The organism is Salinifilum ghardaiensis (assembly GCF_054491345.1).
Map to the genome: position 1 here is coordinate 4244377 of NZ_CM137101.1, position 22518 is coordinate 4266894.

Consider the following 22518-nt stretch of genomic DNA (forward strand, 5'->3'; position numbering starts at 1 on the left):
AGTGGGTGTCATGGCGCCGCTGACGAAGCAGCTGTTGATCGCCGGTGCGCAGCGCCCCGCCGAGGGGCGGCGCGCGGAGCAGGACATCAACCCCTACACCGGCGAGGTCTACGCGGAGGTGGCCGCCGCGTCGACCGCCGACGCGGCGGTGGCCGTCGACGCGGCGGAGGCCGCGTTCACCGAGTGGTCCCGCTCCGACATCGCCACCCGGCGCGGGGTGTTCCTCCGCGCCGCCGAACTGCTGGAGCAGCGCACCGAGCAGGCCTGCGACCTGCTGGCGCAGGAGGTCGGCGGCACCCGCCCCTGGGCGATGTTCAACGCCGCGCTGGCCGCGGACGTCCTCCGGGAGGCCGCCGGCGGCCTCACCGCCCCGCGCGGTGAGGTGCTGGCCGGTTCCGACCCCGGCGAGTGGAGCTTCGCGGTGCGCCAGCCGGCCGGCGTGGTCGCCGCGTTCGCCCCGTGGAACGCCCCGCTGATCCTGGGCGCGCGCTCCTTCGCTGCCGCGTTGGCGGCGGGCAACACGGTGGTGCTCAAGCCCAGCGAGGAGGCGCCGATCTCCGCCGGACTGTTCCTCGCCGAGGTCATGCACGAGGCGGGGCTGCCGGACGGCGCGCTCAACGTGGTCACCAACGCCCGCGAGGACGGCGCCGAGGTGGGTGGCGCGCTCATCGCCGACCGCCGGGTGCGCCGGGTGAACTTCACCGGCTCGACGGGCGTGGGCCGCGCGATCGGGGTGCAGGCCGCGCAGCACCTCAAACCCGCCGTGCTGGAGCTCGGCGGCAAGAACTCGATCCTCGTGCTCGACGACGCCGACGTGGACTACGCCGTCGACGCGGTGGCCTTCGGCTCGTTCATGAACGCCGGCCAGATCTGCATGTCCGCCGACCGCGTGCTCGTCCCCGCCGACCGGGTCGAGGACTTCGCCGAGCGCTTCGCCAAGAAGGTGCGGGGGCTGGCCACCGGCGACCCGACCGACCCGGGCACGGTCATCGGCCCGCTGGTCAACCGCTCGGCCGCCGACCGGGTCGCCGAGCTCGTCGCGGACGCGGTGGAGCACGGCGCGGTGGTGCACTGCGGCGGCGGGCAGGCCGAGGGAACGGTGTACCCGCCGACGGTGCTGAGCAACGTCACCCCGCAGCAGCGGATCTACGCCGAGGAGATCTTCGGGCCGGTCACCACGGTGCTCGGCTACGACTCGGAGGAGACCGCGATCGACGTCGTCAACGACACGCCGTACGGGCTGTCGGCCGGCGTGATCACCGAGGACACGCGCCGCGGCTGGTCGGTGGCCCAACGCCTGCACACCGGGATCGTGCACATCAACGACCAGTCGGTCGGCGACCAGCCGCAGGCGCCGTTCGGCGGGGTGAAGGACTCCGGCTACGGGCGCTTCGGCGGCCGGCACGGCGTCGAGTCGTTCACCGACACCCGGTGGATCACCTTCCGCGAGGACCACGCCCAGTACCCGTTCTGAGCCCGCGGGCCCCAGCACCCGCGGGCCTCCAGCACCCCGAGCCGACGGGCCCGCCGAGCCGGCGACCTTCGAGCGGTCACCCGGTGCCGCCGAACCGGCGGGCCCCGTTGGCGAGCACCTCGCTCCCCGGAGCCGGGCCGCCCGGTCAGCGGGGCCGTCGAGCAGTCAGCCTGGGCCGTCGAACAGGGAACCCACCGCCTCGGACAGCGCCCCGGCCACGTCGGGGACGTGGCGGTGCTGGCCGCCGCGGACCACGCACCGCCCGTCGACGTACACGTGCCGGACGTCGTCGCCGCGGGCGACCGCCGGAACCTCCGCGACGGGCACCCCGGCGTGCCGCACGCCCAGCTCCAGCACGACGAAATCGGCGCGGGCCCCCACTTCGAGCCAGCCCACGTCGAGCCAGCCGAGGCTGCGGTGCCCGTTCTCGCCGATCGCGGCGAGCAGTTCGGTGGTGGCGAAGTGCCCGCGGGTCTCGTGGCGCAACCGCTGCAGCCCTTCCACGGTGCGCGCCTCGAGGAACGGGTCGATCACCGTGTTCGCGTCCGAACCGAGGCACAGCGGTGCGCCCGCGGCGCTGAGCGCCTCGGCCGAACCCATCCCGCCGGCCAGGTCGGCCTCGGTCGTGGGGCACAGGCACACGGTCGTGCCGCTGCTGCCGAGCAGGGCGATGTCGGCGTCGGTGACGTGCGTGGCGTGCACCGCCGTCACGTGCGGACCGAGCGCGCCCGCGTCGGAGAGCACCCGGGTGGGCGTGCGGCCGCAGGCGGTCAGGCAGTCCTTGTTCTCGGAGCGCTGCTCGGACACGTGCACGTGCAGGGGCGAGTCGGTCTCCTCCGCCCACGCGGCGACGCTCCGGATGGCCGCCGGTGGCACGGCGCGCACCGAGTGCACCGCCGCCGCCAACCGCACGGTGCGGCCGTCCGTGCTGATCCGGTCGATGCGGTCGAGCCACGCCTGGACGTCGGCGTCGGCGAACCGCCGCTGGGCCTCGCCGAGCTCCCCGTCGAAGTCACCCCGCAGGTAGCACGTGTCCAGCAGCGTCAACCGGATGCCGGTCTCCCGCGCCGCGGCGATGAGCGCCTCGCCCATCGCGTTCGGATCGGCGTAGCGCCTGCCACCGGGCGCGTGGTGCAGGTAGTGGAACTCGCCGACGCTGGTGAACCCGGCCAGCGCCATCTCGGCGAACGCTCCCCGCGCCAACCGGTGGTAGCTGTCCGGGTCGAGCTGCCCGGCGAGGTGGTGCATGGTCTCCCGCCACGTGCCGAACGCGGCCGCCGCGCCGGTGCGTCCCCGCAGCGCGCGTTGGAACGCGTGCGAGTGCGCGTTGGCCAGGCCGGGCAGCACGAGCCCGTGCAGGGGTTCGGCACCCTCCGGAGCGGGGGCCTCCGGCCGGACGGAGACGATGCGGCCCTGGTCGACCTCGCAGACGGTGGAACGGCGGGGACCGCCGGGCAGCCACGCCCACTCGCACCAGAACGTCGGCACCCCTCACCCCGCCAACCACGTCAGCACGCGGGCGAGCGCCTGCGCCCCGATCCGGCAGTCCTCGGCTTCGGCGTGCTCCTCCGGTGCGTGGCTGATCCCGGTGGGGTTGCGCACGAACAGCATGCCGGCGGATTTCTCGGCGGCGAGCACCCCCGCGTCGTGCGCGGCCCCGGAAGGCACCAGCGGGGCCTGGTCGAGCACGGTGGACAGCCGGGAGCGGAAATCCGCGTCGAAGGTGACCGCGTCCTCGTAGGACTCCTCGCTGATCTCCACCGTGGCGCCCTCGCCGTCCGCGAACTCGCCGGCCAGGTGGCTCAGCTCGCGCACGATCCCGCGGGCGTCGCGGTCGCCTGCGCCGCGCGCGTCCAGCCAGACTTCCACGCTCGAGGGGATCACGTTCGTCCCGCCCGGCGTGGGCACGAGGCGCCCCACGGTCGCCCGCCCACCGTCCACCCGGGACGCGGCGCGGCGGGCGGCCGAAACGAGGCGGGAGGCGGGCAGCATCGGGTCGCACCGCTCCTCCAGCCGCGTGGCACCGGCGTGGTTGCCCTGGCCGCGGAAGCGGAACCGCCACCGGCCGTGCGCGAGGACCGACGAGGCCACGCCCACCGGGCGTGCCAGGTCCGCCAGCGCCCGGCCCTGCTCCACGTGCAGCTCGACGAAGTGGCCGATGCGGCGCAGCGCGTCCTCGTCGCGTCCGATCGCGCCGGGGTCCGCACCGAAGTCCTCGAGCACCTCGGCGAGCGCGGTGCCGTCGGCGTCGCGGAGCTTGCTCGCGTGGTCGGCGGGCAGCGCACCGGTCAGCAGCCGCGACCCGAGGCAGGGCGCGCCGAACCGGCTGCCCTCCTCCTCGGTGAACACCAGCAGCGCGATCGGCCGGCGCGGTCGCAGCTGCTCGGCGCGGAGGACGTCCGCGGCCGCCAGCGCGCTCGCCACGCCGAGCGCGCCGTCGAAGGCTCCGCCGCCCGGCACCGAGTCGAGGTGGCTGCCGGTGACCACGGCGTCGTCGCCCGGCTCGGTCAGCCAGGCCCAGATGTTCGTGTTGCGGTCGGTGGTCACGTGCATGCCGCGGGCGCGGGCCTGCGCGGTGAACCACGCGCGCAGCTCCCGCTCGGCGGGTTCGAACGCGTGCCGCGAGTAGCCGCCCCGCCGCGGGTCGGCACCGACCTCGGCGATCTCCGCCAGCAACTCGTCTGGTGTGGCCACAACGGACTCCTCTCCGCGAGAGCTCGCTTCCGGCGCGGACCCGCTCGTTCCTCCGCCGCGAGGCGCTCCCGCTCCGCACCGCGCTCGACCGGCCACCGAGCGTCGACCACCCCGGTACCAGGAACCCTGCCACACACCACCGGCGAGCGCGGTGCACCGACACCCGCCGGACCGCCTCGTCTTCACCGCGGGCCGCGGTCAGCACCGCACCCGCCGCGAAGCCGGTCCGGCGCGCGGCGGGTCAGCGGATCCCGGCGAGGAACTCCTCGGCCAGATCCCGCGGGTTGGCCTTGTCCACTTCGAGCCGCCGGTTCAGCTCCGTCAGCGTGGCCGTGTCCAACCGCGCCGAAACCCTGTTCAACGCGGCCACCTGCCGCTCGTTCAGCACCCCCGAACGCACCAGCGGGACCACGTGCTGCGCGGGGAACATCTCGCGCGGATCGGCCAGCTCCACCAGGTCGTGCTGCCGGATCTGCGCCGAGGTGGTGAACAGGTTCGCCACCTGGACCTGGTCGGAGAGCAGGGCGTCCACGGTGACCGTCGAGGACTCCACCGCGCGGATCTCGGCGAACCGGCACCCGTACTCCTCGGCGATCGTGTCGGCCCACCGCGACTTCCACTCCGCGGGAGCGGCGAGCACCATCCGCCCGCAGTGCGGCCCGAGCTCCTCCAGCGAGTGGATGCCCTGCGCAGCGGTTTCCCGCGATACGGTGAGCACGTCGGAGTTCTCCGCCGGGGACTGCCGCAGCACCCGCAGCCCCCGCGGAAGCTCCCGCGACAGCGCGGCGTAGACCGGACCGCTGGCGGTCGCCCCGGCCCCGGGATCGACGTACTCGAGCAGGTTCCCCGTGTACTCGGGCATCACCGCGAGCTCGCCCTGGCGGACGGCGGGCACGGAGAACTCGCGGGCGCCGATGCGGGGACGCGTCTGCACGTCGACACCGGTCTCGGCCAGCGCCTCGGCGTAGATGTTCATCAGCAGCTCGCTCTCGGCGAAGTCCGCCGAGCCCACCACGAGCGTGCCGTCGGAGCTGTTGCTGGCCCGCAACGGGTCGTGCCCGGCGCAGCCGGAGAGCACGAGCACCGCCGCGGCCAGGCATCCGATCAAGCGCTTCACGGGCGGACCCCCTTCGCGCGCACAGGCCGGGCCCGGCCGGTGGACCGCCGGTCGCCCCGGGTCGCGACCACCAGGCCCCGCGGCACGCACAGCCGCGTCAGGCCGGCCAGCACCAGGTCGAGGACCACGGCGAGCACGGCGATCGCGATCGCGGCCGCCGCCATCTGCGCGTAGTCGCTGATCTTCAGACCGTCCAGCAGCAACCGCCCCAGCCCGCCGAGGCCGACGTAGGCCGCGACGGCCGCCGTGGCGACGACCTGCAGCATCGCGCTGCGCACCCCGCCGAGGATCAGCGGCGTCGCGTTCGGCAGCCGCACCTGCCAGAGGCGCTGCAGCGGGGTCATCCCCATGCCCTTGGCCGCGTCGACCGCGTCCGCCGGCGTGCTGCTCACCCCGGTGTAGGTGCCGGCCAGGACCGGGGGCACCGCCAGGACCACCAGCCCGGCCAGGGCGGGGCCGGTGCCCAGGCCGAACACCAGGACCAGCAGGGTCACCAACCCCAACGTGGGCAGGGCGCGGATCGCGTTGCTCGCCCCGAGGACGAACACCCCGCCCCTGCCGGTGTGCCCCAGGTAGACGCCGAGGGGCACGGCGACGGCCGAGGCGGCCAGCACCGCGAGCACGCAGTAGTACAGGTGCAGCAGGGCCTGCGCCGGGACCCCGTCCGGGCCGCGCCAGTGCTCCGGGGCGGCCAGCCACGCCCAGAGTTCGCCGATCATCCGCCGTCCCTCCCGGATCCACCCGCGCACCGGGCCCACGGGGTGAGCACCCGCCGCACCGCGACCAGCACCAGGTCCACGACCAGCGCCAGCAGCACGACGCCGAGGATGCCGATGACGATCTGCACCAGGTAGTCGCGCTGGTACCCGTCGGTGAACAGCCGGCCGAGCCCGCCGACGCCCACGAGCGCGCCGACGCTGACCAGGCTGATGTTGCTGACCGACGCCACCCGCACCCCGGGGGCCAGCACGGGCAGCGCCAGGGGCAGCTCCACCGCGAAGAACCGCCGCACCGGCCGGTACCCCAGTGCCGTGGCGGCGGAGAGCACGTGCGCGGGCACGGCCTCCAGCGCGTCCACCACGGGGCGGAGGAGCAGCGCCGCGGTGTACAGGCCCAGCGCCAGCACCACGTTGACCGGGGAGAGCAGCGGGGTGCCCACGATGCCGGGGATGAGCACGAACAGCGCCAGCGACGGGATCGTGTACACGGCGTTGGCCGCGGCCTGCAGCGGACCGCGCAGCCACGGCGTGCGCAGCGCGAACCGCCCGAGCGGCACGGCCACCAGCAGGCCGAGCAGCAGCGGGAGCAGGGCCAGGTAGGCGTGCTCGACCAGTTGCGCGCCGAGCATCTCGCGGTTGCTCGGGCTGCTGAAGAAGTGCGCCAGCGCCTCGATCACCGCGCGCCTCCGGAAACGGGCCGCCGCTGGTCCAGCACGTCGAGCACGTGCCGGGCGGTCACCACTCCCACGTAGCGCCCCGCCTCGTCGACGACCACGCCCAGACCGGACGGCGAGGACAGCGCCGCGTCCAGCGCCCCCCGCAGCGGGGTGCGCTCGGTGTACAACGAGCCGCCCGCCACGAGGTGCTGCTCGGTGAGCGCGGTGCCGGCAGGCGCGTCCGGGGCGAGCCAGCCGCGCGGGCGGTCGTCGCCGTCCAGGGCGAGTCGCCACTGCGGACTCGGGCGCACCGGGTGTCCGATGCGGACGGTCGCGGCGCGTTCCGGCGCGACGCCGTCGGGTTCCACGAAGGACAGCCGGCGGAAACCGCGGTCCCTGCCGACGAACGAGTCCACGAAGTCGTCGGCCGGTTCGGCCAGCAGCGCGTCCGGCGCGGCGCACTGGGCGAGCCGCCCGCCCTGGCGCAGCACCGCGACGCGGTCCCCGAGCCGGACCGCTTCGTCGATGTCGTGCGTGACGAACAGGACCGTCTTGTGCAGCTCGTCCTGCAGCCGGCGCAGTTCGTCCTGCAGCGACTCGCGCACGATCGGGTCGACCGCGCTGAACGGTTCGTCCATCAGCAGCACCGGCGGATCGGCCGCCAGGGCGCGCGCCACGCCGACGCGCTGCTGCTGCCCTCCGGACAGCTGCGCCGGGTAGCGGTCGCCGAGCTCGGCGGGCAGCCCCACCAGTTCCAGCATCTCGGTGGCCCGGCGCCGCGCCCGCCGCCGCGTCAGCCCGGCGAGCACCGGCACCGTCCCCACGTTGTCCAGCACCGTGCGGTGCGGGAACAGCCCGGCCTGCTGGATGACGTAGCCCATGCCGCGCCGCAGCGCGGCCGGATCGCGCTCGCGCACGTCCACGCCGTCGACGGCCACCACCCCGGAGGACGGTTCGATCATCCTGTTGACCGTCCGCAGCAGGGTGGTCTTGCCGCAGCCGGACGGTCCCACCAGAACCGTGATCTCGCCCGCAGCGGCGGTCAGGTCCAGATCCGCGACGGCGACCGTGCCGTCGCGGTACTCCTTGCTCACGGCCCGGAACTCGATCACGCGGGTTCCTCCTGGATCTCCGGCGCCCACCGCTGCCGCGGGGGCGGTGCGAGCTGCTTTCCGCCACGGGACGGGAGAACACCCTAGTTCGCCCGGGCGGCGCGTGCGACGTTTCGGAGCCGACGCGTGATCACCCACACCCGCCGTGCGCCGACGTGCGAGCGGCGTCGGGCTCGTAAGCTGCTCGCAATGGACTCCGCAGCACACCAGCCTGAGCGGCCCCACCGAGCGCCGGAGCGCGAGCCCGAGCCGGGCGGGCGCAGCACCTCCACCGACCCGTGCGACGCGGTCGAGGCCCGGCTCGCCGCGGCAGGGGTGCACGCCCTCGCGCTGCGCCGCGTGCTCGCGCTGCTCGCCGCGGGCGGGCGCACGCGCGCCGAACTGGTCCGGTGCACCGCCACTCCCCGGCGCACCGTGGACGAGCTGCTCGCCGCCGCGGACGGGCACCTGAGCTGCGACGGGGACGCGGTGCTCCTGCACCCCGACCAGGTGGGGCGCTACCGCGCGCGGTTCGGCCTCGACGACCCGCGGGTGGCCGGCGGACCGGCCTCGCCCGCGGCGGCGAGCGGCTCCGGGGCGGGTGCGAAGGCCGCTCCTCCCGGGGAGTCCGGAGCGACCGCGGAGGCCGCGGACGCCGCGGCGGCGGACGCTTCCGGGGCGTCCGCCGAGGCCGCGGCGGCGGGTCGTCCGGGGCAGGCCGGCGATCCGCTGGAGCTGCTGCGCGGGTTCATCACCGCGGGGCCGCCTCCCGACCGGGAACTGGACCACGTCACCGCGACGGCGGAGACCGTGCTGGCCCGCGCGCGCTGGTTGCACGGCACCTACGACCTCACCGGGGCCCGCCTGCTCTGCCTCGGCGACCACGACCTGACCTCGCTGGCGGTCGGGCTGCTCGCCCCGGAGGCGGTGATGGCCGTGGCCGATGTGGACGACCGCATCCTGCGGCACATCGACGCGACCGCTGCCGAGCACGGCCTGCCGGTGCGCACGCTGCACGCCGACCTGCGCCGAGGTTTGCCGCCCGCGCTGGAGGGGTGGGCCGACCTGGTGTTCAGCGACCCGCCGTACACGCCGGAGGGCATGGCGCTGTTCGCGGCCCGCGGGCTGGAGAGCGCGGCCGGGCCGCACAGCCGCCTGCACCTGGCCTACGGGTTCAGCGAGCGCACTCCCGCCCTGGGTCACAAGGTGCAGCAGGAGCTGCTGCGGTTGGGCCTCGTGTTCACCGCGGTGCTGCCGGACTTCCACCGCTACCGCGGTGCGGAGGCCGTGGGCAGCGCCAGCGACCTGTACGTGTGCCAACCGACCTCGCGGGGGCGGCGCCAGGGTCGGCACCAGCAGGCCGCGATCTACACGCACGGCGCCCGCTCGGTGGAAGGCGGCGCGTCGGAGGTGTCGGCCGAGTTCCGCGCCCGCCTCGGCGAGCGGCTGGGCACGGCGGTGGAGGAGTTGCGCGAGGCGGACTGGTCCCAGCCGGTCCGGGGGCGGGACCCGGTGTTCGACCTGCGCGCGGACCCGGGCGCTTGGTTGCTGCGGATGCTGCTGGCGTGCAACTCACCGCGCCTCGCCTGCGTGGTGGACAACAACCACCCGGACATCACCAGCGCCGCGGCGCAGCAGGACCTCACCGGGCTGGTCGGAGCGAAGTACGCGCTGCGGATGCTGCGCAGCTTCCCGGAGCACCGCACGGCGGTGGTGCTCGCCGAACGGGCCGGCGAGCCCTCCGCGGCGCGGGACGTGCTCAGCCGGGCGCACGGCAAGCTCGGCAACACCGTCCGCGAGGCGCTCATCGCGCACGCGGCGGAGCCGTTGACCAAGCGGCAGGCCAAGGAGCGCGCCGCCGAACTGCTCCCCACCGCCGACGACGCGCAGCTGCGTGTCGTCGACCTGCCGCGCCACCGGCTCGCCGAGCTCCTCACGTCCCTGGGCACACGCCCCTGACTTCTCTGGAACCTTTCCAGAGAGCGCAATTTTCATGAAAATTGCGCTCCGTCCCCACACCTCCGCGGGGCAAACTGTCCCCACACGATCGAGTGTGGACACGGTTCTTGCGCGACGAGGGCATGGCGAGCAGGGGACCGCTCCGGCTTTCCGCCCCGGGGTCCGGGGAGGCTGCGGGCTTTCCGCCCCGGGGTCCGGGGAGGCTGCGGGCTTTCCGCCCCGGGGTCCCCGGGGAGGCTGCGGAGCGCCGCTCCGGGGAGGGGAGCGCTCAGGGAGTGCTGGGGGGCGAGGACTCCGACTGCCCGTCCGGGTGCAGGCGCACCGCCGCAACGCTGTGGATCGCCTCCAGCCACAGCCGCACGCTCTCACCGTTGCTCGGGAACTCGTAGTACAGCGAGTCGCCCCGCTCCAGCACGTCGAGGTTGCGGCGGTAGTCGCGGCGGCGGTGGGCCTCGTCGCCGAGCTCCCCGGTACCGCCCTCGGAACCGAACAGGTGCACCGCGCGCGGCACGAGCCGCTGCGCGGTCTCCTCCGCCACCCACCGGGCCGCCTGCTCGGGCGTGGTGAACACGGCCTCCGGGGTGCGGGCCAGCCGGTCGGCGCGCGTGCTGGCCTCCTCCAGCCCGAGCTCGTCGCGGACTTCCACGTAGGCGTGCCACCGCACGGTGGCACCGCTGCGCCCGGTTCCGCGACTGCCCGCGGGGTCGCGGTCCTGGGGTTCGCGACCGCTCTCGCGTTCGCGGCTGTCTTCGGATTCGCGCACGCCGTTCCTCACATCCACTGCTCGGTCTGACCGCTTCCGGGGCGCGGAGAAATCACGATCATGGTGCCCCACGCCGCACCGCTGGTCGCGCGCCAGGGCAACGACTGCGGGCGCGCGCTGCGCAGGCTCGGGGAACCGCTGCCGCTCAGGGCCGTTCGCGGCCGTAGGGGCGGTGCTCGGCCTGCTGCAGCGCGCGCTGCAGGCGCGCGTCGCGCAGGGTGCGCCGCTCACCGACCGGGTCGACACCGAGCTTGCGCGCGCAGACGGGGCACACGACGGCACCGCCCGCGTCGGCTACCGCACCGCCGGCACCGGGAGGCGCTTCAGCCGAGGCGAGGGGCAGATCACCGCGCTGGGCGCGCACCGGCGTGGTCAGGCTCTTGCCGCACGCGGTACGCGGGTGCTCTCCCCCGGACACCGGGTTGTGCCACACGTCCTCGTCCGCGCCGGCCATCCATCGTGGCAACGGACTCGCTCCCTCTTCTCCGTCAGGGCGCCGCGGGTCGCACGAGCGGTGCCGCGCGGAAGGACGTCCCGGCCCGCCGTCACCCACATGGCGACCAGCATGCCGAGCGCTGTGCGCATGAGCCGCCCCTTCCACCCTCAATCACCCGGTCGTGTGAAACCAGCCAAGTTGATCACGTTCCGCGCACGCACTTCGCCCGGTTCTCTCCCAGCTCAGCAGCCGCCCGGCTCAGCAACCGCCCGGCTCAGCAGCTGCGGAGCCCCACCGCCGAGTCACGGCGTGGACAGCGGACTGCGCTCCAGCAACTCCCGGAACCGCGCCGCCGGCAGCGGGTAGGAGAACAGCCACCCCTGGTAGGCGTCGACGCCGACCCCGGAGAGCACGTGGAACTGGGTCGCGTGCTCCACCCCTTCGGCGATGCAGCGCCGCCCCATCGCACGCGCCATGTCGACCACGGCACGGGTGACCGCGAAGTCCGAGGCGTCGCCGCCCACGCCGGAGACGAACCGGCGGTCGACCTTGATGATCTGCGCGGGCAGGTCCTTCAACCGGGCCAGCGAGGAGTACCCGGTGCCGAAGTCGTCGACGGCGAACCGCACACCGCGCGCCGAGAGGTCCGCCATCTCCTGCCTGGGGTGCGCGGGCAGGTCGACCAGCGCCGTCTCCACCACCTCGAGCACCACGCGGTTCCACTGGATGCCCGTCTCCGCGACGATCTCGGTGACGCTGCGGACGAAATCCGGCGCCCCCGGCACCATCCCGCCCAGGTTCACCGAGATCGACACCGGGCACCCGCCGGACCCGGGCCACGAGGCGGCCTCCCGCAGCGCCGTGCGCAGCACCCACCGGTCCAGCTCCTGCAGCAGGTCGCCCTGCTCGGCCACGGGCAGGAACGTGTCCGGGGCCAGCATCCCCCGCTCCGGGTGCGGCCACCGCACCAACGCCTCCGCCCCCAGCACGCGGCCGTCGGTGGCCACCACCGGCTGGTACACGAGCGACAGGCCGTCGTTGTGCAGCGCTTCCCGCAGCTGCCCCTCGAGCTGCAACTGCCGGTCGGCCGAAGCCATCAGCGCCGGGCTGGCCAACGACACCTTGCCCACCCCGCGGCTCTTGGCCTCGAACATCGCGGCATCGGCGAACCGGAGCAGGTCCTGCCCCAGCAGCGCGGCGCCGAGCGAGCCCGCGGCACCGGACTCCGCGGCCCCGCGCGGGGTCACCGCCCCGATCGACGCGGAGACCCGGATGAGCTGGCCGTGCACCGGTACCGCCGTGCGCAGCAGTCGGGAGACCCGGGTGGCCAGCGCGTCCAACCCGCCGACGGCGGTGAGATCGCGGCAGATGACGACGTACTCGTCGCCGGACATGCGCGCGGCCACGCACCCCTCGGGCAGACCGCGCTCCAGGCGGCGCGCCAGGGCCACGAGCAGCTCGTCGCCCGCGTCGTGACCGAGGCCGTCGTTGATCCGCTTGAACTTGTCGATGTCGCAGAACAGCACCGCGATGTCCGGCAGCTCGCCACCGGTCGTCGCCGGCAGCAGCCCGGACAGCATGGCCTTGACAGCGGCCCGGTTCGGCAGCCCGGTCAGCTCGTCGTGCGTGGCCTGGTAGTGCAGCGCTTCGGTGGCCCGGCGGCGCTCGGTGATGTCCTGGAACACCACCAGCCAGAACTGACTGCCGTCGTCCTGCACGGACCAGGACACGTGCAGCTCGCAGTCCACCGCCTCCCCGTCGGAGCGCCGGAACGCCCGCTGCGGCACGCGCAGCCGCCCCTCCGCCTCCGCGGGAACCGGGAGCTCGCGCGCGGGTTCGTCCGGATGCACCAGCTCGTCCATGGACCTGCCCTGCAACCGCTCGGCCCGGAACCCGAACAGGTCGCACAGCGCCTCGTTCACGTCCACCAGGCGCCCCCCGGTGTCGAACAGGCCGATGCCGACGGGGGTGACCGAGACGAGGTCGGTGAAGCGCTGGCTGGAGCGCTCGAGCCGCGTGGCGGCCGCCCGCTGCTCGGTGACGTCCTGCGCGGTGCCCACCAGCAGGGTGCGCCCGTCGGCATCGCGCACGGCGCTGCCGCGCAGCCGCAGCACCAGGATCTTCCCGGTGACCCCGCAGAAGTAGCGGTGCTCGACCTCGACCGTCTCGTGCCGCTGCAGCAGCGGCATCCACGCTTCCCTGACCCGCTCGCGGTCCTCCGCGTGCACCCGCTCGAGATAGCCGGAGAACGTGGTGTGCGTCTTCGGCGGCCGCCCGAGCAGCGCGTGCAGGGTGTCCGAGAGCCGGATGACATCGCTGCGGGGGTCCCACTCCCAAGTGCCGAGCCGCGCGATGCGCTCGGCGTCCTCGAGCTTGCGGCGCTCGTCGTGCAGCTGGCGCTTCAGCACGCGGTGCTCGGTGATGTCCTGCACCGTTCCCTGCACGCGCTCGATCCAGCCGTCCGGTCCGCACTCGACCCGGCCGGTGCACAGGTACACGCGCTCGCCGGCGAGATCGCGCAGCTCGACCTCGATGAGCACGCCCTCGGTGGCGTTGAGCAGGCGCGTGTAGAACTCCTCGGCCTTGCCCCGGTCGGCGGGGTGCGTCACCTCGAGCAGCACGTCGAACTTCGGGCGCGAGGAGTCCGAACCGAGCAGTTCGGCGACCATCGGGCTGGGGTGGATCTCCCCCGCCTGCGGGTCGTACATCCACCGCCCCACCCCGGAGAGCTCGCGCGCGTCCGCGGTCGAGTCCTCGTCCGGCGGGTGCACCGCGAGGTCGGAGACGTCGGCCAGCACCGAGATCCGCTGCCCCGCGTTCCCGGGGCGCGGCCAGCTGACCACGCGCACCGGCACGCGGCGCCGCTCCCCGTGCAGCCAGGAGACCGGTCCGTCCTCGCTGAGCAGACGGCTGAGGTTCCTGCCGACGAGGTCGTCGGCCGAGGGCACTCCGGCCAGGCCGGCCAGTTCGCCCGTCGCGCGGAGCACGGCGCCGTCAGCGGCGCTGAGCAGGGCGGGCGCGGCGGGCAGCACGTCGTACGCTCCCCCGGCGGGACCGGCTGCCTCCCCCCGCGGTCCGTCCTCCGCACGCCACATCCGCTCGCTCCGTTCGGTCACAGCACCTCCTGCGCTCCGGGTCACGTCGACCGGGGCCGCGGATCCCCAGACCCGTGACCAGCAACACAGCGCCCCGTCGCGTGACCTTACCGGCGGTACACATCGGAATACTCGCCACGGCGACGACGCGCTCCACGCGTCGCGCACCGCACCGGACGAGACGAACCGCGCACCCGGGTATGACGCGTCGCACCCGGATCGGGTTGTCGAGGGACCCACCGGTAGGACCCGAAACACATTCGGCGACTGGGACGCGCGTCCCAGTCGCCGAATCTACGCTGACGGTGTGATCAATTTTGGGTAATTATCACCGGGCGTCGCCCAACGGAGGACAGCGCGCGGTGACCGGGTACACCCGATCAGGTCACATGTCCCCGCGGAACCGCTTACCGCACCACGCCTTCCCGCCGCGCGGTCCGGGCGACCGCTTCGGTCACCTCGGGGGCGACCCGCGGATCCAGCGGGCTCGGCACGATGTAGTCGGACGCGAGGTCGTCGGCGGCCACCGCCGCGACGGCCTCCGCGGCCGCCACCTTCATGCCGTCGGTGATCTCCCGCGCACCCGCCTGCAGCGCACCGCGGAAGATGCCCGGGAACGCCAGCACGTTGTTGATCTGGTTCGGGAAGTCGCTGCGCCCGGTGGCCACCACCGAGGCGTACTTCGCGGCCACCTCCGGGTGAACTTCGGGGTCCGGATTGGACAGCGCGAACACGATCGCCTCCGGCGACATCCGCGCCAGGTGCTCCTCCGGCACCTGCACCGTGGACAGCCCGAGGAACACGTCGGCGCCGTGCAGCGCATCGGCGACCGAACCGGTGACACCGCGCGGGTTCGTGTACTCGACGAGCTCCTGCTTGATCGGGGTCAGGCCCTCGCGCCCCTCGTGCAGCACGCCGCGCGAATCACCGACGACGATGTCGCTCACCCCGGCCGCGCGCAGGATGCGCGCGCACGCCACGCCCGCAGCACCCGCGCCGGAGATGACCACGCGCTGCTCGGAGAGCTCCCGGCCGGTCAGGCGGCAGGCGTTGCGCAGCGCGGCGAGCGTGACCACCGCCGTGCCGTGCTGGTCGTCGTGCATCACCGGGCAGTCGAGCGCCTCGACGAGGCGCCGCTCCAGCTCGAAGCAGCGCGGCGCGGCGACGTCCTCCAGGTTCACCGCGCCGAACGAGGGGCGCAGGTTCACCAGGGTCTGCACGGTCTGGTCGACGTCGTTGGTGTCGAGCACCAGCGGGATCGAGTTCAGGCCCGCGAACTTGCGGAACAGCGCCGACTTGCCCTCCATCACGGGCAGCGAGGCGCGCGGGCCGATGTCGCCGAGCCCCAGCACCGCGGTGCCGTCGCTGACCACGGCGACCAGCTGCTGGGTCCAGGTGTAGCGGTCGGCGAGCTCGGGGTCGCTGGCGATCGCCCGGCTGACCTGCGCCACCCCGGGGGTGTACGCGATCGAGAGGTCCCGGGAGGTGTCCAGCCGGGCGCTGAGCTCGACGTCCAGCTTGCCACCTTCGTGGGCGGCGAAGATTTCCTCGTTGGTCAGTTCGGCACCGGTGGATTCGGACGTGCTGGTGCCTTCGTTCACGGTGGTCACGGCGTCCCTCCTATAGCCATGCCGGTGACCGGGGCGACCCCGGCCCGGGTGGACGGGCGGTCCGGGGACCGCCCTCGACGCGGCCGACCTGCCGGGCGTAGGCGGCGCGGTGGGCGTCGAGTTTCCGAGACCAGCCGTCCCTGGTGCGGGACAACGGCTCGGGTGGACGCTGCGGTTCGGCCAGTCTGCCACACGCGCGCCGCCCGCTGTCTGCGACCGATGTCACATATCACCAGGTTATTCAACATTTTGTCAACCTCATGGACGGTGGCCGCGTTCTCGAAAACCCCCGCAACGCGCCGCGAATCCGCCGGTGCGCACCGCTGAAAGCATCCACCTCGCACGCGCCGCACCCGGCGCCAGGAGTCAGCGGACCGGCCGTCGGGCGGCGCCCGCTAATAGGCTCGGGCCGTGCGGACACGGAGACTCACCATCGACGACGCGCTCGAGTTCACCCCGCCGTCCTTCCCCGACCACCGCGGGAAGTTCGTGGCGCCGTTCCAGCACGAGCCGTTCGCGGCGGCCACGGGCCACCCGCTCACCATCGCCCAGGTGAACAACAGCGTCTCGACCACCGGCGTCATCCGCGGGGTGCACTTCGCCGACGTCCCGCCGGGGCAGGCGAAGTACGTCTACTGCGCGCGGGGTGAGGTCCTCGACGTCGTCGTGGACGTGCGCACCGGTTCACCGACCTTCGGCCGGTGGGACGCGGTGCGGTTGGACGCGGAGGAACACCGCGCGGTCTACCTCCCGGAGGGCCTCGGCCACGCCTTCCTCGCCCTCGCCCCGGACACCGCGGTGGTCTACCTGTGCTCCACCGGCTACGACCCCTCCGCCGAGCACGGGATCGATCCGCTCGACCCCGAGCTCGGCCTGCCCTGGCCGGACTGGCTGCGCGGCGAGCCGGTGCTGTCCGCGAAGGACCGCGCCGCGCCCGGGCTGCGCGCCGCGGCCGAGCGGGGGCTGCTGCCCGACTACGAGAGCTGCCGGGCGCGGTACGCGCAGCTACGGCAGGGGTGAGGGCACGCGCCCGGGGCGCGGCCACAGCCGCCACCGCACGACCCCGAGCACCTCGGCCGGGCCGAGCTGGCGCGAGTCGGTCGACCCCGCGGCGTTGTCGCCCTCCACGTGCCAGCCCGCGCCGTCCCGCCGCACCGCGCGCTTCACCGACAGCTGCCCCGGGCGTCCGACCCAGCGCACCAGCACGACATCACCCGAGCGGGGAAAGTCGCGCAGCCGCACCCACGCCACGTCCCCGTCCCGCAGGGCGGGGGCCATGGAGGGACCGCGGACGCGGAGCCTGCGCCAGGGCAGCCACCCGAGGGAGTTCAAGGGGCACCTCCACTAGGTCAACGTAGATCTTTGAGAGTAAGGTCTGCGGTGTCGGAGCACTCACTGTGAGGGAGGAACAATGCGGCTACTGTCGCGGATCCTCGGCCCGCGCCTGGAGGCGACCGCGCACTGCGACCTGCCGTGCGGTGTCTACGACCCGGCGCAGGCCCGGATCGAGGCCGAATCGGTCAAGGCGATCCAGGAGAAGTACCAGAACAACGAAGACCAGGAGTTCCGCACCCGGGCGATCAACATCGCCGAGCAGCGCTCCGAGCTGGTCAAGCACCACCTGTGGGTGCTGTGGACGGACTACTTCAAGCCGCACCACTTCGAGAAGTACCCGCAGCTGCACGAGCTGGTGAACAAGGCCACCAAGGCCGCGGGTGCCGCCGGCACGAAGGGTTCCATGGACCCGTCGACCGGCCAGCAGCTCCTGGACTACATCGCTGAGATCGACAAGATCTTCTGGGAGACCAAGAACGGCTGAGCGAACCAGCCTTCTTCAGGGCGCTGACCGGCGGGGACGACCCTTCGCCGGTCAGCGCCTTTTTCGTCGTTTGGCGTCCCGAGACGGCCCGCAGACGGCCCGGACGGCCACGGACGACCTGGGGTCGTCCCGCGTGGAGGGACCCCGCCGCTGCGACCGGGCGACCGAGCGATGGGGATTCGCCGACGCCGCGCAGACCGAGCACAAAGACCCGACGCCCGGGCCCCGTCCGGCTTAAAGTGGGTTCGTGCACCCGTGTCGCCGAGCGATCCGACCGAGCGCACTCCGTTGGCCGCCGGTCGCAACAGCACGAGAAGGCCGCGATGTCCTTGCATCGGTTCACGGTGTACACCGGCGAAGAAGTCGAAGTTTGCAGCCTCGACGCGTTGCGGGCGGGCGGGAGCAACGCGTTGTGGACGAGCCGGGAATCCGAAGAGGGCGGCGCGCTCCACGTGGAGTACAACGCCGCCTACCTCGGTCAAGCCATCGTCGAGTCGCTGCGCAGGATCGAACGCGTCGGCTTGACCCCCACCGGGATCCTCCCCTCCCACCTGGAGTCGTCGGTGTCCGCGCGGCAGACGACCACGGCTGCTGACCACCTCCTCCGGGCTCGCCGGCTCCTGCAGGTCAGCGCCTGCGACACCGAGCTCCGCGAGCTGGTGGAGTACCTGATCGAAACGCTGCAGTCCACGCTCCGGCGGAACGGACCGACGACCGGTTGACGTGGTGCCCACGCGCGGCACGCGCCGGGGCGGTCGCCCCCCTCCCCCGCTCGGAGCGCCGCGTCGGCCCGGCAACTCCGCGGCGAACACCTCTGCGCGGGATTGCTGCTGCGCCCACGACGCACGCGGTACGGGGTCTACCCTGGCGAGGTATGAGCACCGGAGAAGCACCTGCCGTGACCGTGCTGTCCGTGCCGGGGTGCCCGAACGCTCAGCTGCTGCGCGAACGGCTGGACCGAGTCCTGGCCAGCAGGGCGGAAGTCGCCGTCGCGCACCGGATCGTGGAAGACGACGCCGAGGCGCGGCGCTGGGGCATGCGCGGTTCCCCCACGCTGCTCGTCGACGGCCGCGACCCCTTCGCGCGGGAGGGGCAACCGTTCGGCCTGGCCTGCCGCCTCTACGCGCACGCCGACGGCGGGGTGGAAGGGGCACCCGCACTCGCCGAGCTGGCCGCCGCGTTCGGCCGCGAGGAACCCGCGAACACCGCGTGACCGCGGCAGGCGCGCGACTGGTGGCGGGGATGGAGCGGCACCAGGTCGCCATCTACGTAGCGGCGATGGCGGTCGGGGGCATCGCGGGGTGGTCCGCCCCGAGTCTCGGGCCGGGCCTGGAGCACGCGATCAACCCGGTGCTCGCGGCTCTGCTGTACGTGACCTTCCTGCAGGTGCCCGTTGCCGAGCTGGGCCGCTCGCTGCGCGCCGGCCGGTTCATGGCCGCCGCCCTGGTGGTCAACTTCCTCGTGGTGCCGCTGGTCGTGGCGGCGATGTTCGCGTTCCTCCCCGCCGAGCCGGCGGTGCGGATGGGCGTGCTGCTGGTGCTGCTGACGCCGTGCGTCGACTACGTGATCGTCTTCAGCTCCCTGGCCGGAGCCAGCAGCCAACGACTGCTGGCGGCTACACCGCTGCTGCTGCTCTCCCAGGTGGTTCTCCTGCCGGGCTACCTCTACCTGTTCATGGGCTCGGCGCTGGCCGACGTCGTCGAGCCGGCACCGTTCCTCGAGGCGTTCCTCGTGCTGATCGTCATCCCGCTCACGCTGGCCTGGCTGACCCAGGCTTGGGCCGCTCGTCGGCCGAGCGGGCGGAAGACCGCTGATGCGGTGGGCGCGGCCATGGTCCCGCTCTTGGCGGCGACGTTGCTGACCGTCGTCGCGTCCCAGGTGCCCGAGGTGGGCGACAACCTGGGCGACGTCGCCCGCGTCGTTCCGTTCTACGTGCTCTTCCTGCTGGTCATGCCGGTCGCTGGACGCCTCGTCGCCCGCCTGTTCCGCTTGAACGCCCCGGACGGCCGAGCCATCGTCTTCACGGGAGCGACGCGCAACTCCCTCGTCGTGCTCCCCCTGGCGCTGGCCTTGCCGGAGGGGCTCGCCATCGCCGCTGTCATCGTGGTGACCCAGACGCTCGTCGAGGTCATCGGCATGGTGACCTACGTGCGAGCCATCCCCCGGCTGCTGCCCGGCGGGCCCCCTGCGCCGCGACGGGCACCCCGCGTCCGATGAGCTCACCGACCCCGTGCGGAGGCGCTGCGCGCCGCGCACGTCATCGATCTCCGCGCGGCGGAAAACGCCGGCCGGTTCAGGTGGTCCGGCCCCAGTCGAGGCGGTCGGCGAGGCCGGCGCGGGTGAAGGTGCTCGCCAGCTCGTCGCGGCCTTCGGTGAAGTGGGCCCAGCCGTCGCAGTGGACGGGCACGACGCGGCGGGCGTCGAGGATCGTCGCCGCCTCCGCGGCCTGGGCGCTGTCGAGGACGATCGGTTCGCCGTCGTAGACGGCGGAGAAGCGTGGTGCGCCGGCGAAGAGGATGGCGGTGTCCACCGGGGCGAAGCGCTCGGCGATCTGTTCGACCAGGGCGAGCTGCGCGTTGTCGCCGCTGACGTAGACCGTGGGCAGATCCTCGGCGGTCAGCACGAAGCCGACGACCTCACCGGTGATCGCTTCGACCTCTTCGCGCGCTCCGGGGCCGTGGAGGGCGGGCACACCGGTGACGGTGAGCGTGCCGCCGTCGGGACGCTCCAGCTCGATCGACTCCCAGTCGTCCAGTCCTTTGGCCCGTTCGCCCAGGCGTCGCCCGCCGCCGGGGGTGGTCAGCGTGAGCGGGACGTCGGCGAGCAGCGCGCGGCCGGAGGTGTCGAGGTTGTCGGGGTGCTCGTCGTGGGAGAGCAGCACCACGTCGACGCGACCCAGGTCGGCGGGGGTGCCGGCAGCAGGGGCGGTCTTGGTCAGGACCGAGCCGTTGCCCGCCGGGTAGTCGCCGGGTTCGTCGAAGGTCGGGTCGGTCAGACAGCGCAGGCCCCCGTACTCGAACAGGACGGTCGGGCCGCCGAAGACGCGCACGGGGAACTGGTCGGTGGGGACAGCGGACATGGCAGTGCTCCTCACGGTTTCTAATGGGTTAATCCGTGAAGTCACGCTAGCTGTTCTCACGGATGCGCGCAAGCAGTACCATGAGAACCATGGGAGAGACCACGACCGCAGACACCGCCCTCCCGCCCGCACCGGGCGAGGAGCACCACCCCGCCCTCGCCCTGGCCAACAGCGCCCTCGCCCTTCCCGGCGGGCACACGATCGACCTTCTCGGCACGCCCGCGCAGACGAACCAGTGGCTGACCGAGCACGGCCTGACATCGGTCGAGATCGACATGCGCGAGATGTGCGCGGCGCAGTTGCGCTCGCTGCGCGAGCAGATCCGGGCGCTGTTCGCCTCCCGCACCGCTGGACTGCCCGCCCTGCCCGCGGCCCTGTCCGCCATCAACGACGCCCTGACCCGGGTTCCCACCGCCCCGCTGCTGTGCTGGGACGACAAGGGCGGCCCGTACCGCGCGAGCCCGCACCCCACCACCGAGGTCGTCGACCACGCCCTGGCGACGCTGGCCGCCGACGCCGCCGACCTGCTCACCTCCCCCGACGCCGAACGCCTCACCGCCTGCGACTCCAGCCCCTGCAACCGCTTCCTGATCCGCCGCGGCCGCCGCCACTGGTGCTCCACCCGCTGCGGCGACCGCGCCCGCGCAGCCCGCGCCTACACCCGCCGCACCCGGCCGAAAGCGGACTGACGGACCCGCCCGGCAGCGAGCGCCGGGCGGAGGGAACAGCCACGTTCGACCGTGCAGCGCCTTCGCACGAATCCTCGGAACGTCGTTTGATCGTTTTTTCAGCCCTGTGCGGCACGCTGTGGGCGTGGGGTGCTCCGGGGCCGATCGAGCTTCACCGGACGAGCGCGCCCGCACCCGACTCGACTCAGTAGAAGGGGGCTCGCACTTGCTGCCGAGGACGATGGCCGCTGTTCTCCTCACCGGCCACGGTGGACTGGACAAGCTCGAGTACCGCACGGACGTGCCGGTTCCGCGGCCCGGACCGGACGAGGTGCTGATCCAGGTCGCCGCGGCCGGGGTCAACAACACGGACGTGAACACCCGAGTGGGGTGGTACTCGAAGGCCGTCACCTCGGGGACGGGCGACGGCGGAGCAGCGGGTTTCGACGCCGTCGACGAGGGGGACGCCACGTGGTCGGGCGCCGCGCTCGAGTTCCCGCGCATCCAGGGCGCGGACGTCTGCGGCCGCGTTGTGGACGTGGGCGCGGGAGTTCCGCCCGAGCGCGTCGGTGAACGGGTCCTCGTGCGGAACATGCTGCGCACCCCCGTCGACTACCGGCCGTTCGAGTGCTGGACCCTCGGCAGCGAGTGCGACGGCGGATTCGCCCAGTTCACCGTCGCCCCCGCCCGGGAAGCGCACGCCGTCCGCAACGATTGGAGCGATGCGGAACTCGCGGCGGTACCGTGCGCCTACTCCACCGCGGAGAACATGCTGCACCGGGCCGCCGCCACCGCGGAGCGGGTGCTGGTGACGGGCGCCTCGGGCGGCGTGGGGCTCGCCGCGGTGCAGCTGGCGAAACGCCGCGGGGCGACGGTCACCGCGGTGTGCTCGGCAGCGAAGTCCGCCGACGTGATCGCGCAGGGCGCCGATCGGACCGTGGACCGCGGTGAGGACCTCGTCAGCGCCCTCGGGAGCGGATCCGTCGACGTGGTCATCGACCTCGTGGGCGGTCCCCAGTTCCCGCACCTGCTGGAACTGCTGCGACCCGGTGGCCGGTACGCCATCTCCGGCGCCATCGGAGGCCCGCTCGCGGAACTCGACCTGCGAACGCTCTACCTCGAGGACCTGTCCCTGCTCGGCTGCACGTTCCAGGAGGACGCGGTGTTCGAGAACCTGGTCTCCTACGTCGAACGCGACGAGGTGCGACCGGTCGTCTCCCGGACGTATCCGCTGGACGAGATCACGCGCGCGCAGCAGGACTTCCTCGACAAGGCCCACCCCGGAAAGCTGGTGCTCCTCCCGCCGGCTCCGAGCGCGTGAACGGCGGGCCCGCAGGA

21 protein-coding genes are annotated in these 22518 nt (G+C 73.4%); 9 read left to right on the forward strand and 12 right to left on the reverse strand.

The features are described from left to right. Nucleotides 1-10: 10 nt before the first annotated feature. A complete protein-coding gene (locus ACVGV0_RS19310) occupies nucleotides 11-1474 on the forward strand; it encodes an aldehyde dehydrogenase family protein (protein ID WP_459157105.1) in 1464 nt (487 codons plus the stop codon). 165 nt (nucleotides 1475-1639) lie between these two features. On the opposite strand, the gene ACVGV0_RS19315 is transcribed toward ACVGV0_RS19310, so the two are convergent. The 6 genes from ACVGV0_RS19315 to ACVGV0_RS19340 form a co-directional block, all read right to left on the reverse strand. Beyond that, the gene (locus tag ACVGV0_RS19315) at nucleotides 1640-2962 is read right to left on the reverse strand and encodes a formimidoylglutamate deiminase (protein WP_459157106.1); all 1323 of its coding nucleotides are present in this window, start codon (nucleotides 2960-2962) and stop codon (nucleotides 1640-1642) included. Between the two features lie 3 nt (nucleotides 2963-2965). Next, on the reverse strand, nucleotides 2966-4168 hold the full coding sequence (locus ACVGV0_RS19320) for an allantoate amidohydrolase (RefSeq protein ID WP_459157107.1): 1203 nt from the start codon (nucleotides 4166-4168) through the stop codon (nucleotides 2966-2968). A 241-nt stretch (nucleotides 4169-4409) separates the two neighbouring features. After that, complete coding sequence (locus ACVGV0_RS19325; protein ID WP_459157108.1) at nucleotides 4410-5285, reverse strand: ABC transporter substrate-binding protein; 876 nt, start codon at nucleotides 5283-5285, stop codon at nucleotides 4410-4412. After that, nucleotides 5282-6004 (reverse strand): ABC transporter permease, encoded by a 723-nt coding sequence (locus ACVGV0_RS19330; protein WP_459157109.1) that lies wholly within the window; start codon nucleotides 6002-6004, stop codon nucleotides 5282-5284. Before ACVGV0_RS19330 ends, ACVGV0_RS19325 begins: the two co-directional genes overlap by 4 nt. Continuing rightward, nucleotides 6001-6633, reverse strand: coding sequence for an ABC transporter permease (locus ACVGV0_RS19335; RefSeq protein WP_459160065.1), 633 nt, complete (start codon nucleotides 6631-6633; stop codon nucleotides 6001-6003). The genes ACVGV0_RS19330 and ACVGV0_RS19335 overlap by 4 nt, the downstream gene beginning before the upstream one ends. Before the next feature lie 44 nt (nucleotides 6634-6677). After that, entirely contained in the window at nucleotides 6678-7772 is a 1095-nt protein-coding gene (locus ACVGV0_RS19340; RefSeq protein WP_459157110.1) for an ABC transporter ATP-binding protein, read from the reverse strand. 189 nt (nucleotides 7773-7961) lie between these two features. On the opposite strand from ACVGV0_RS19340, the gene ACVGV0_RS19345 reads away from it, so the two are divergent. Then, a complete protein-coding gene (locus ACVGV0_RS19345) occupies nucleotides 7962-9710 on the forward strand; it encodes a bis-aminopropyl spermidine synthase family protein (protein ID WP_459157111.1) in 1749 nt (582 codons plus the stop codon). 268 nt (nucleotides 9711-9978) lie between these two features. Here ACVGV0_RS19345 and ACVGV0_RS19350 read toward each other — a convergent pair whose 3' ends face one another. From ACVGV0_RS19350 to ACVGV0_RS19365, 4 genes are all read right to left on the reverse strand, one after another. Further along, entirely contained in the window at nucleotides 9979-10473 is a 495-nt protein-coding gene (locus tag ACVGV0_RS19350) for a hypothetical protein (protein ID WP_459157112.1), read from the reverse strand. 145 nt (nucleotides 10474-10618) lie between these two features. Next, the gene (locus ACVGV0_RS19355) at nucleotides 10619-10939 is read right to left on the reverse strand and encodes a hypothetical protein (RefSeq protein ID WP_459157113.1); all 321 of its coding nucleotides are present in this window, start codon (nucleotides 10937-10939) and stop codon (nucleotides 10619-10621) included. A 272-nt stretch (nucleotides 10940-11211) separates the two neighbouring features. After that, nucleotides 11212-14025 carry a sensor domain-containing protein gene (locus tag ACVGV0_RS19360; protein ID WP_459157114.1) on the reverse strand — a complete coding sequence of 938 codons (2814 nt, stop codon included), beginning with the start codon at nucleotides 14023-14025 and terminating at the stop codon, nucleotides 11212-11214. A 386-nt stretch (nucleotides 14026-14411) separates the two neighbouring features. Then, nucleotides 14412-15614 carry an NAD(P)-dependent malic enzyme gene (locus ACVGV0_RS19365; RefSeq protein ID WP_459157115.1) on the reverse strand — a complete coding sequence of 401 codons (1203 nt, stop codon included), beginning with the start codon at nucleotides 15612-15614 and terminating at the stop codon, nucleotides 14412-14414. Nucleotides 15615-16025: 411 nt separating this feature from the next. Here ACVGV0_RS19365 and ACVGV0_RS19370 point away from each other — a divergent pair, with 411 nt between their 5' ends. Then, nucleotides 16026-16634, forward strand: a complete 609-nt coding sequence (locus ACVGV0_RS19370) for a dTDP-4-dehydrorhamnose 3,5-epimerase family protein (protein ID WP_459157116.1) — start codon at nucleotides 16026-16028, stop codon at nucleotides 16632-16634. On the opposite strand, the gene ACVGV0_RS19375 is transcribed toward ACVGV0_RS19370, so the two are convergent. Then, nucleotides 16620-16946 carry a S24/S26 family peptidase gene (locus ACVGV0_RS19375; protein WP_459157117.1) on the reverse strand — a complete coding sequence of 109 codons (327 nt, stop codon included), beginning with the start codon at nucleotides 16944-16946 and terminating at the stop codon, nucleotides 16620-16622. The genes ACVGV0_RS19370 and ACVGV0_RS19375 overlap by 15 nt on opposite strands. A 79-nt stretch (nucleotides 16947-17025) precedes the next feature. Between ACVGV0_RS19375 and sodN the strand changes: the two genes are divergently transcribed. From sodN to ACVGV0_RS19395, 4 genes are all read left to right on the forward strand, one after another. Next, nucleotides 17026-17433: a superoxide dismutase, Ni gene (gene sodN, locus ACVGV0_RS19380; protein ID WP_459157118.1), complete on the forward strand. Its 408-nt coding sequence runs from the start codon at nucleotides 17026-17028 to the stop codon at nucleotides 17431-17433. A 323-nt stretch (nucleotides 17434-17756) separates the two neighbouring features. Beyond that, nucleotides 17757-18155, forward strand: coding sequence for a hypothetical protein (locus ACVGV0_RS19385; protein ID WP_459157119.1), 399 nt, complete (start codon nucleotides 17757-17759; stop codon nucleotides 18153-18155). 152 nt (nucleotides 18156-18307) lie between these two features. Then, nucleotides 18308-18646 (forward strand): thioredoxin family protein, encoded by a 339-nt coding sequence (locus tag ACVGV0_RS19390; RefSeq protein ID WP_459157120.1) that lies wholly within the window; start codon nucleotides 18308-18310, stop codon nucleotides 18644-18646. Nucleotides 18647-18675: 29 nt separating this feature from the next. Continuing rightward, nucleotides 18676-19650, forward strand: a complete 975-nt coding sequence (locus ACVGV0_RS19395) for an arsenic resistance protein (protein WP_459160066.1) — start codon at nucleotides 18676-18678, stop codon at nucleotides 19648-19650. 76 nt (nucleotides 19651-19726) lie between these two features. Here ACVGV0_RS19395 and ACVGV0_RS19400 read toward each other — a convergent pair whose 3' ends face one another. Next, nucleotides 19727-20512 (reverse strand): MBL fold metallo-hydrolase, encoded by a 786-nt coding sequence (locus tag ACVGV0_RS19400; protein WP_459157121.1) that lies wholly within the window; start codon nucleotides 20510-20512, stop codon nucleotides 19727-19729. An 89-nt stretch (nucleotides 20513-20601) separates the two neighbouring features. Here ACVGV0_RS19400 and ACVGV0_RS19405 point away from each other — a divergent pair, with 89 nt between their 5' ends. After that, nucleotides 20602-21201 (forward strand): CGNR zinc finger domain-containing protein, encoded by a 600-nt coding sequence (locus ACVGV0_RS19405; protein ID WP_459157122.1) that lies wholly within the window; start codon nucleotides 20602-20604, stop codon nucleotides 21199-21201. 220 nt (nucleotides 21202-21421) lie between these two features. Then, the gene (locus tag ACVGV0_RS19410; protein ID WP_459157123.1) at nucleotides 21422-22501 is read left to right on the forward strand and encodes an alcohol dehydrogenase family protein; all 1080 of its coding nucleotides are present in this window, start codon (nucleotides 21422-21424) and stop codon (nucleotides 22499-22501) included. The last annotated feature ends 17 nt before the right edge of the window (nucleotides 22502-22518 follow it).

Bases quoted from the DNA above. Each gene is read 5' to 3' on its own strand.
- ACVGV0_RS19330 (WP_459157109.1), bottom strand. From the start codon at position 6,004: ATGATCGGCGAACTCTGGGCGTGGCTGGCCGCCCCGGAGCACTGGCGC.
- ACVGV0_RS19395 (WP_459160066.1), top strand. From the start codon at position 18,676: ATGGAGCGGCACCAGGTCGCCATCTACGTAGCGGCGATGGCGGTCGGG.
- ACVGV0_RS19335 (WP_459160065.1), bottom strand. From the start codon at position 6,633: ATGCTCGGCGCGCAACTGGTCGAGCACGCCTACCTGGCCCTGCTCCCG.
- ACVGV0_RS19310 (WP_459157105.1), top strand. From the start codon at position 11: ATGGCGCCGCTGACGAAGCAGCTGTTGATCGCCGGTGCGCAGCGCCCC.
- sodN (WP_459157118.1), top strand. From the start codon at position 17,026: ATGCGGCTACTGTCGCGGATCCTCGGCCCGCGCCTGGAGGCGACCGCG.
- ACVGV0_RS19385 (WP_459157119.1), top strand. From the start codon at position 17,757: ATGTCCTTGCATCGGTTCACGGTGTACACCGGCGAAGAAGTCGAAGTT.
- ACVGV0_RS19410 (WP_459157123.1), top strand. From the start codon at position 21,422: ATGGCCGCTGTTCTCCTCACCGGCCACGGTGGACTGGACAAGCTCGAG.
- ACVGV0_RS19390 (WP_459157120.1), top strand. From the start codon at position 18,308: ATGAGCACCGGAGAAGCACCTGCCGTGACCGTGCTGTCCGTGCCGGGG.
- ACVGV0_RS19345 (WP_459157111.1), top strand. From the start codon at position 7,962: ATGGACTCCGCAGCACACCAGCCTGAGCGGCCCCACCGAGCGCCGGAG.
- ACVGV0_RS19405 (WP_459157122.1), top strand. From the start codon at position 20,602: ATGGGAGAGACCACGACCGCAGACACCGCCCTCCCGCCCGCACCGGGC.
- ACVGV0_RS19400 (WP_459157121.1), bottom strand. From the start codon at position 20,512: ATGTCCGCTGTCCCCACCGACCAGTTCCCCGTGCGCGTCTTCGGCGGC.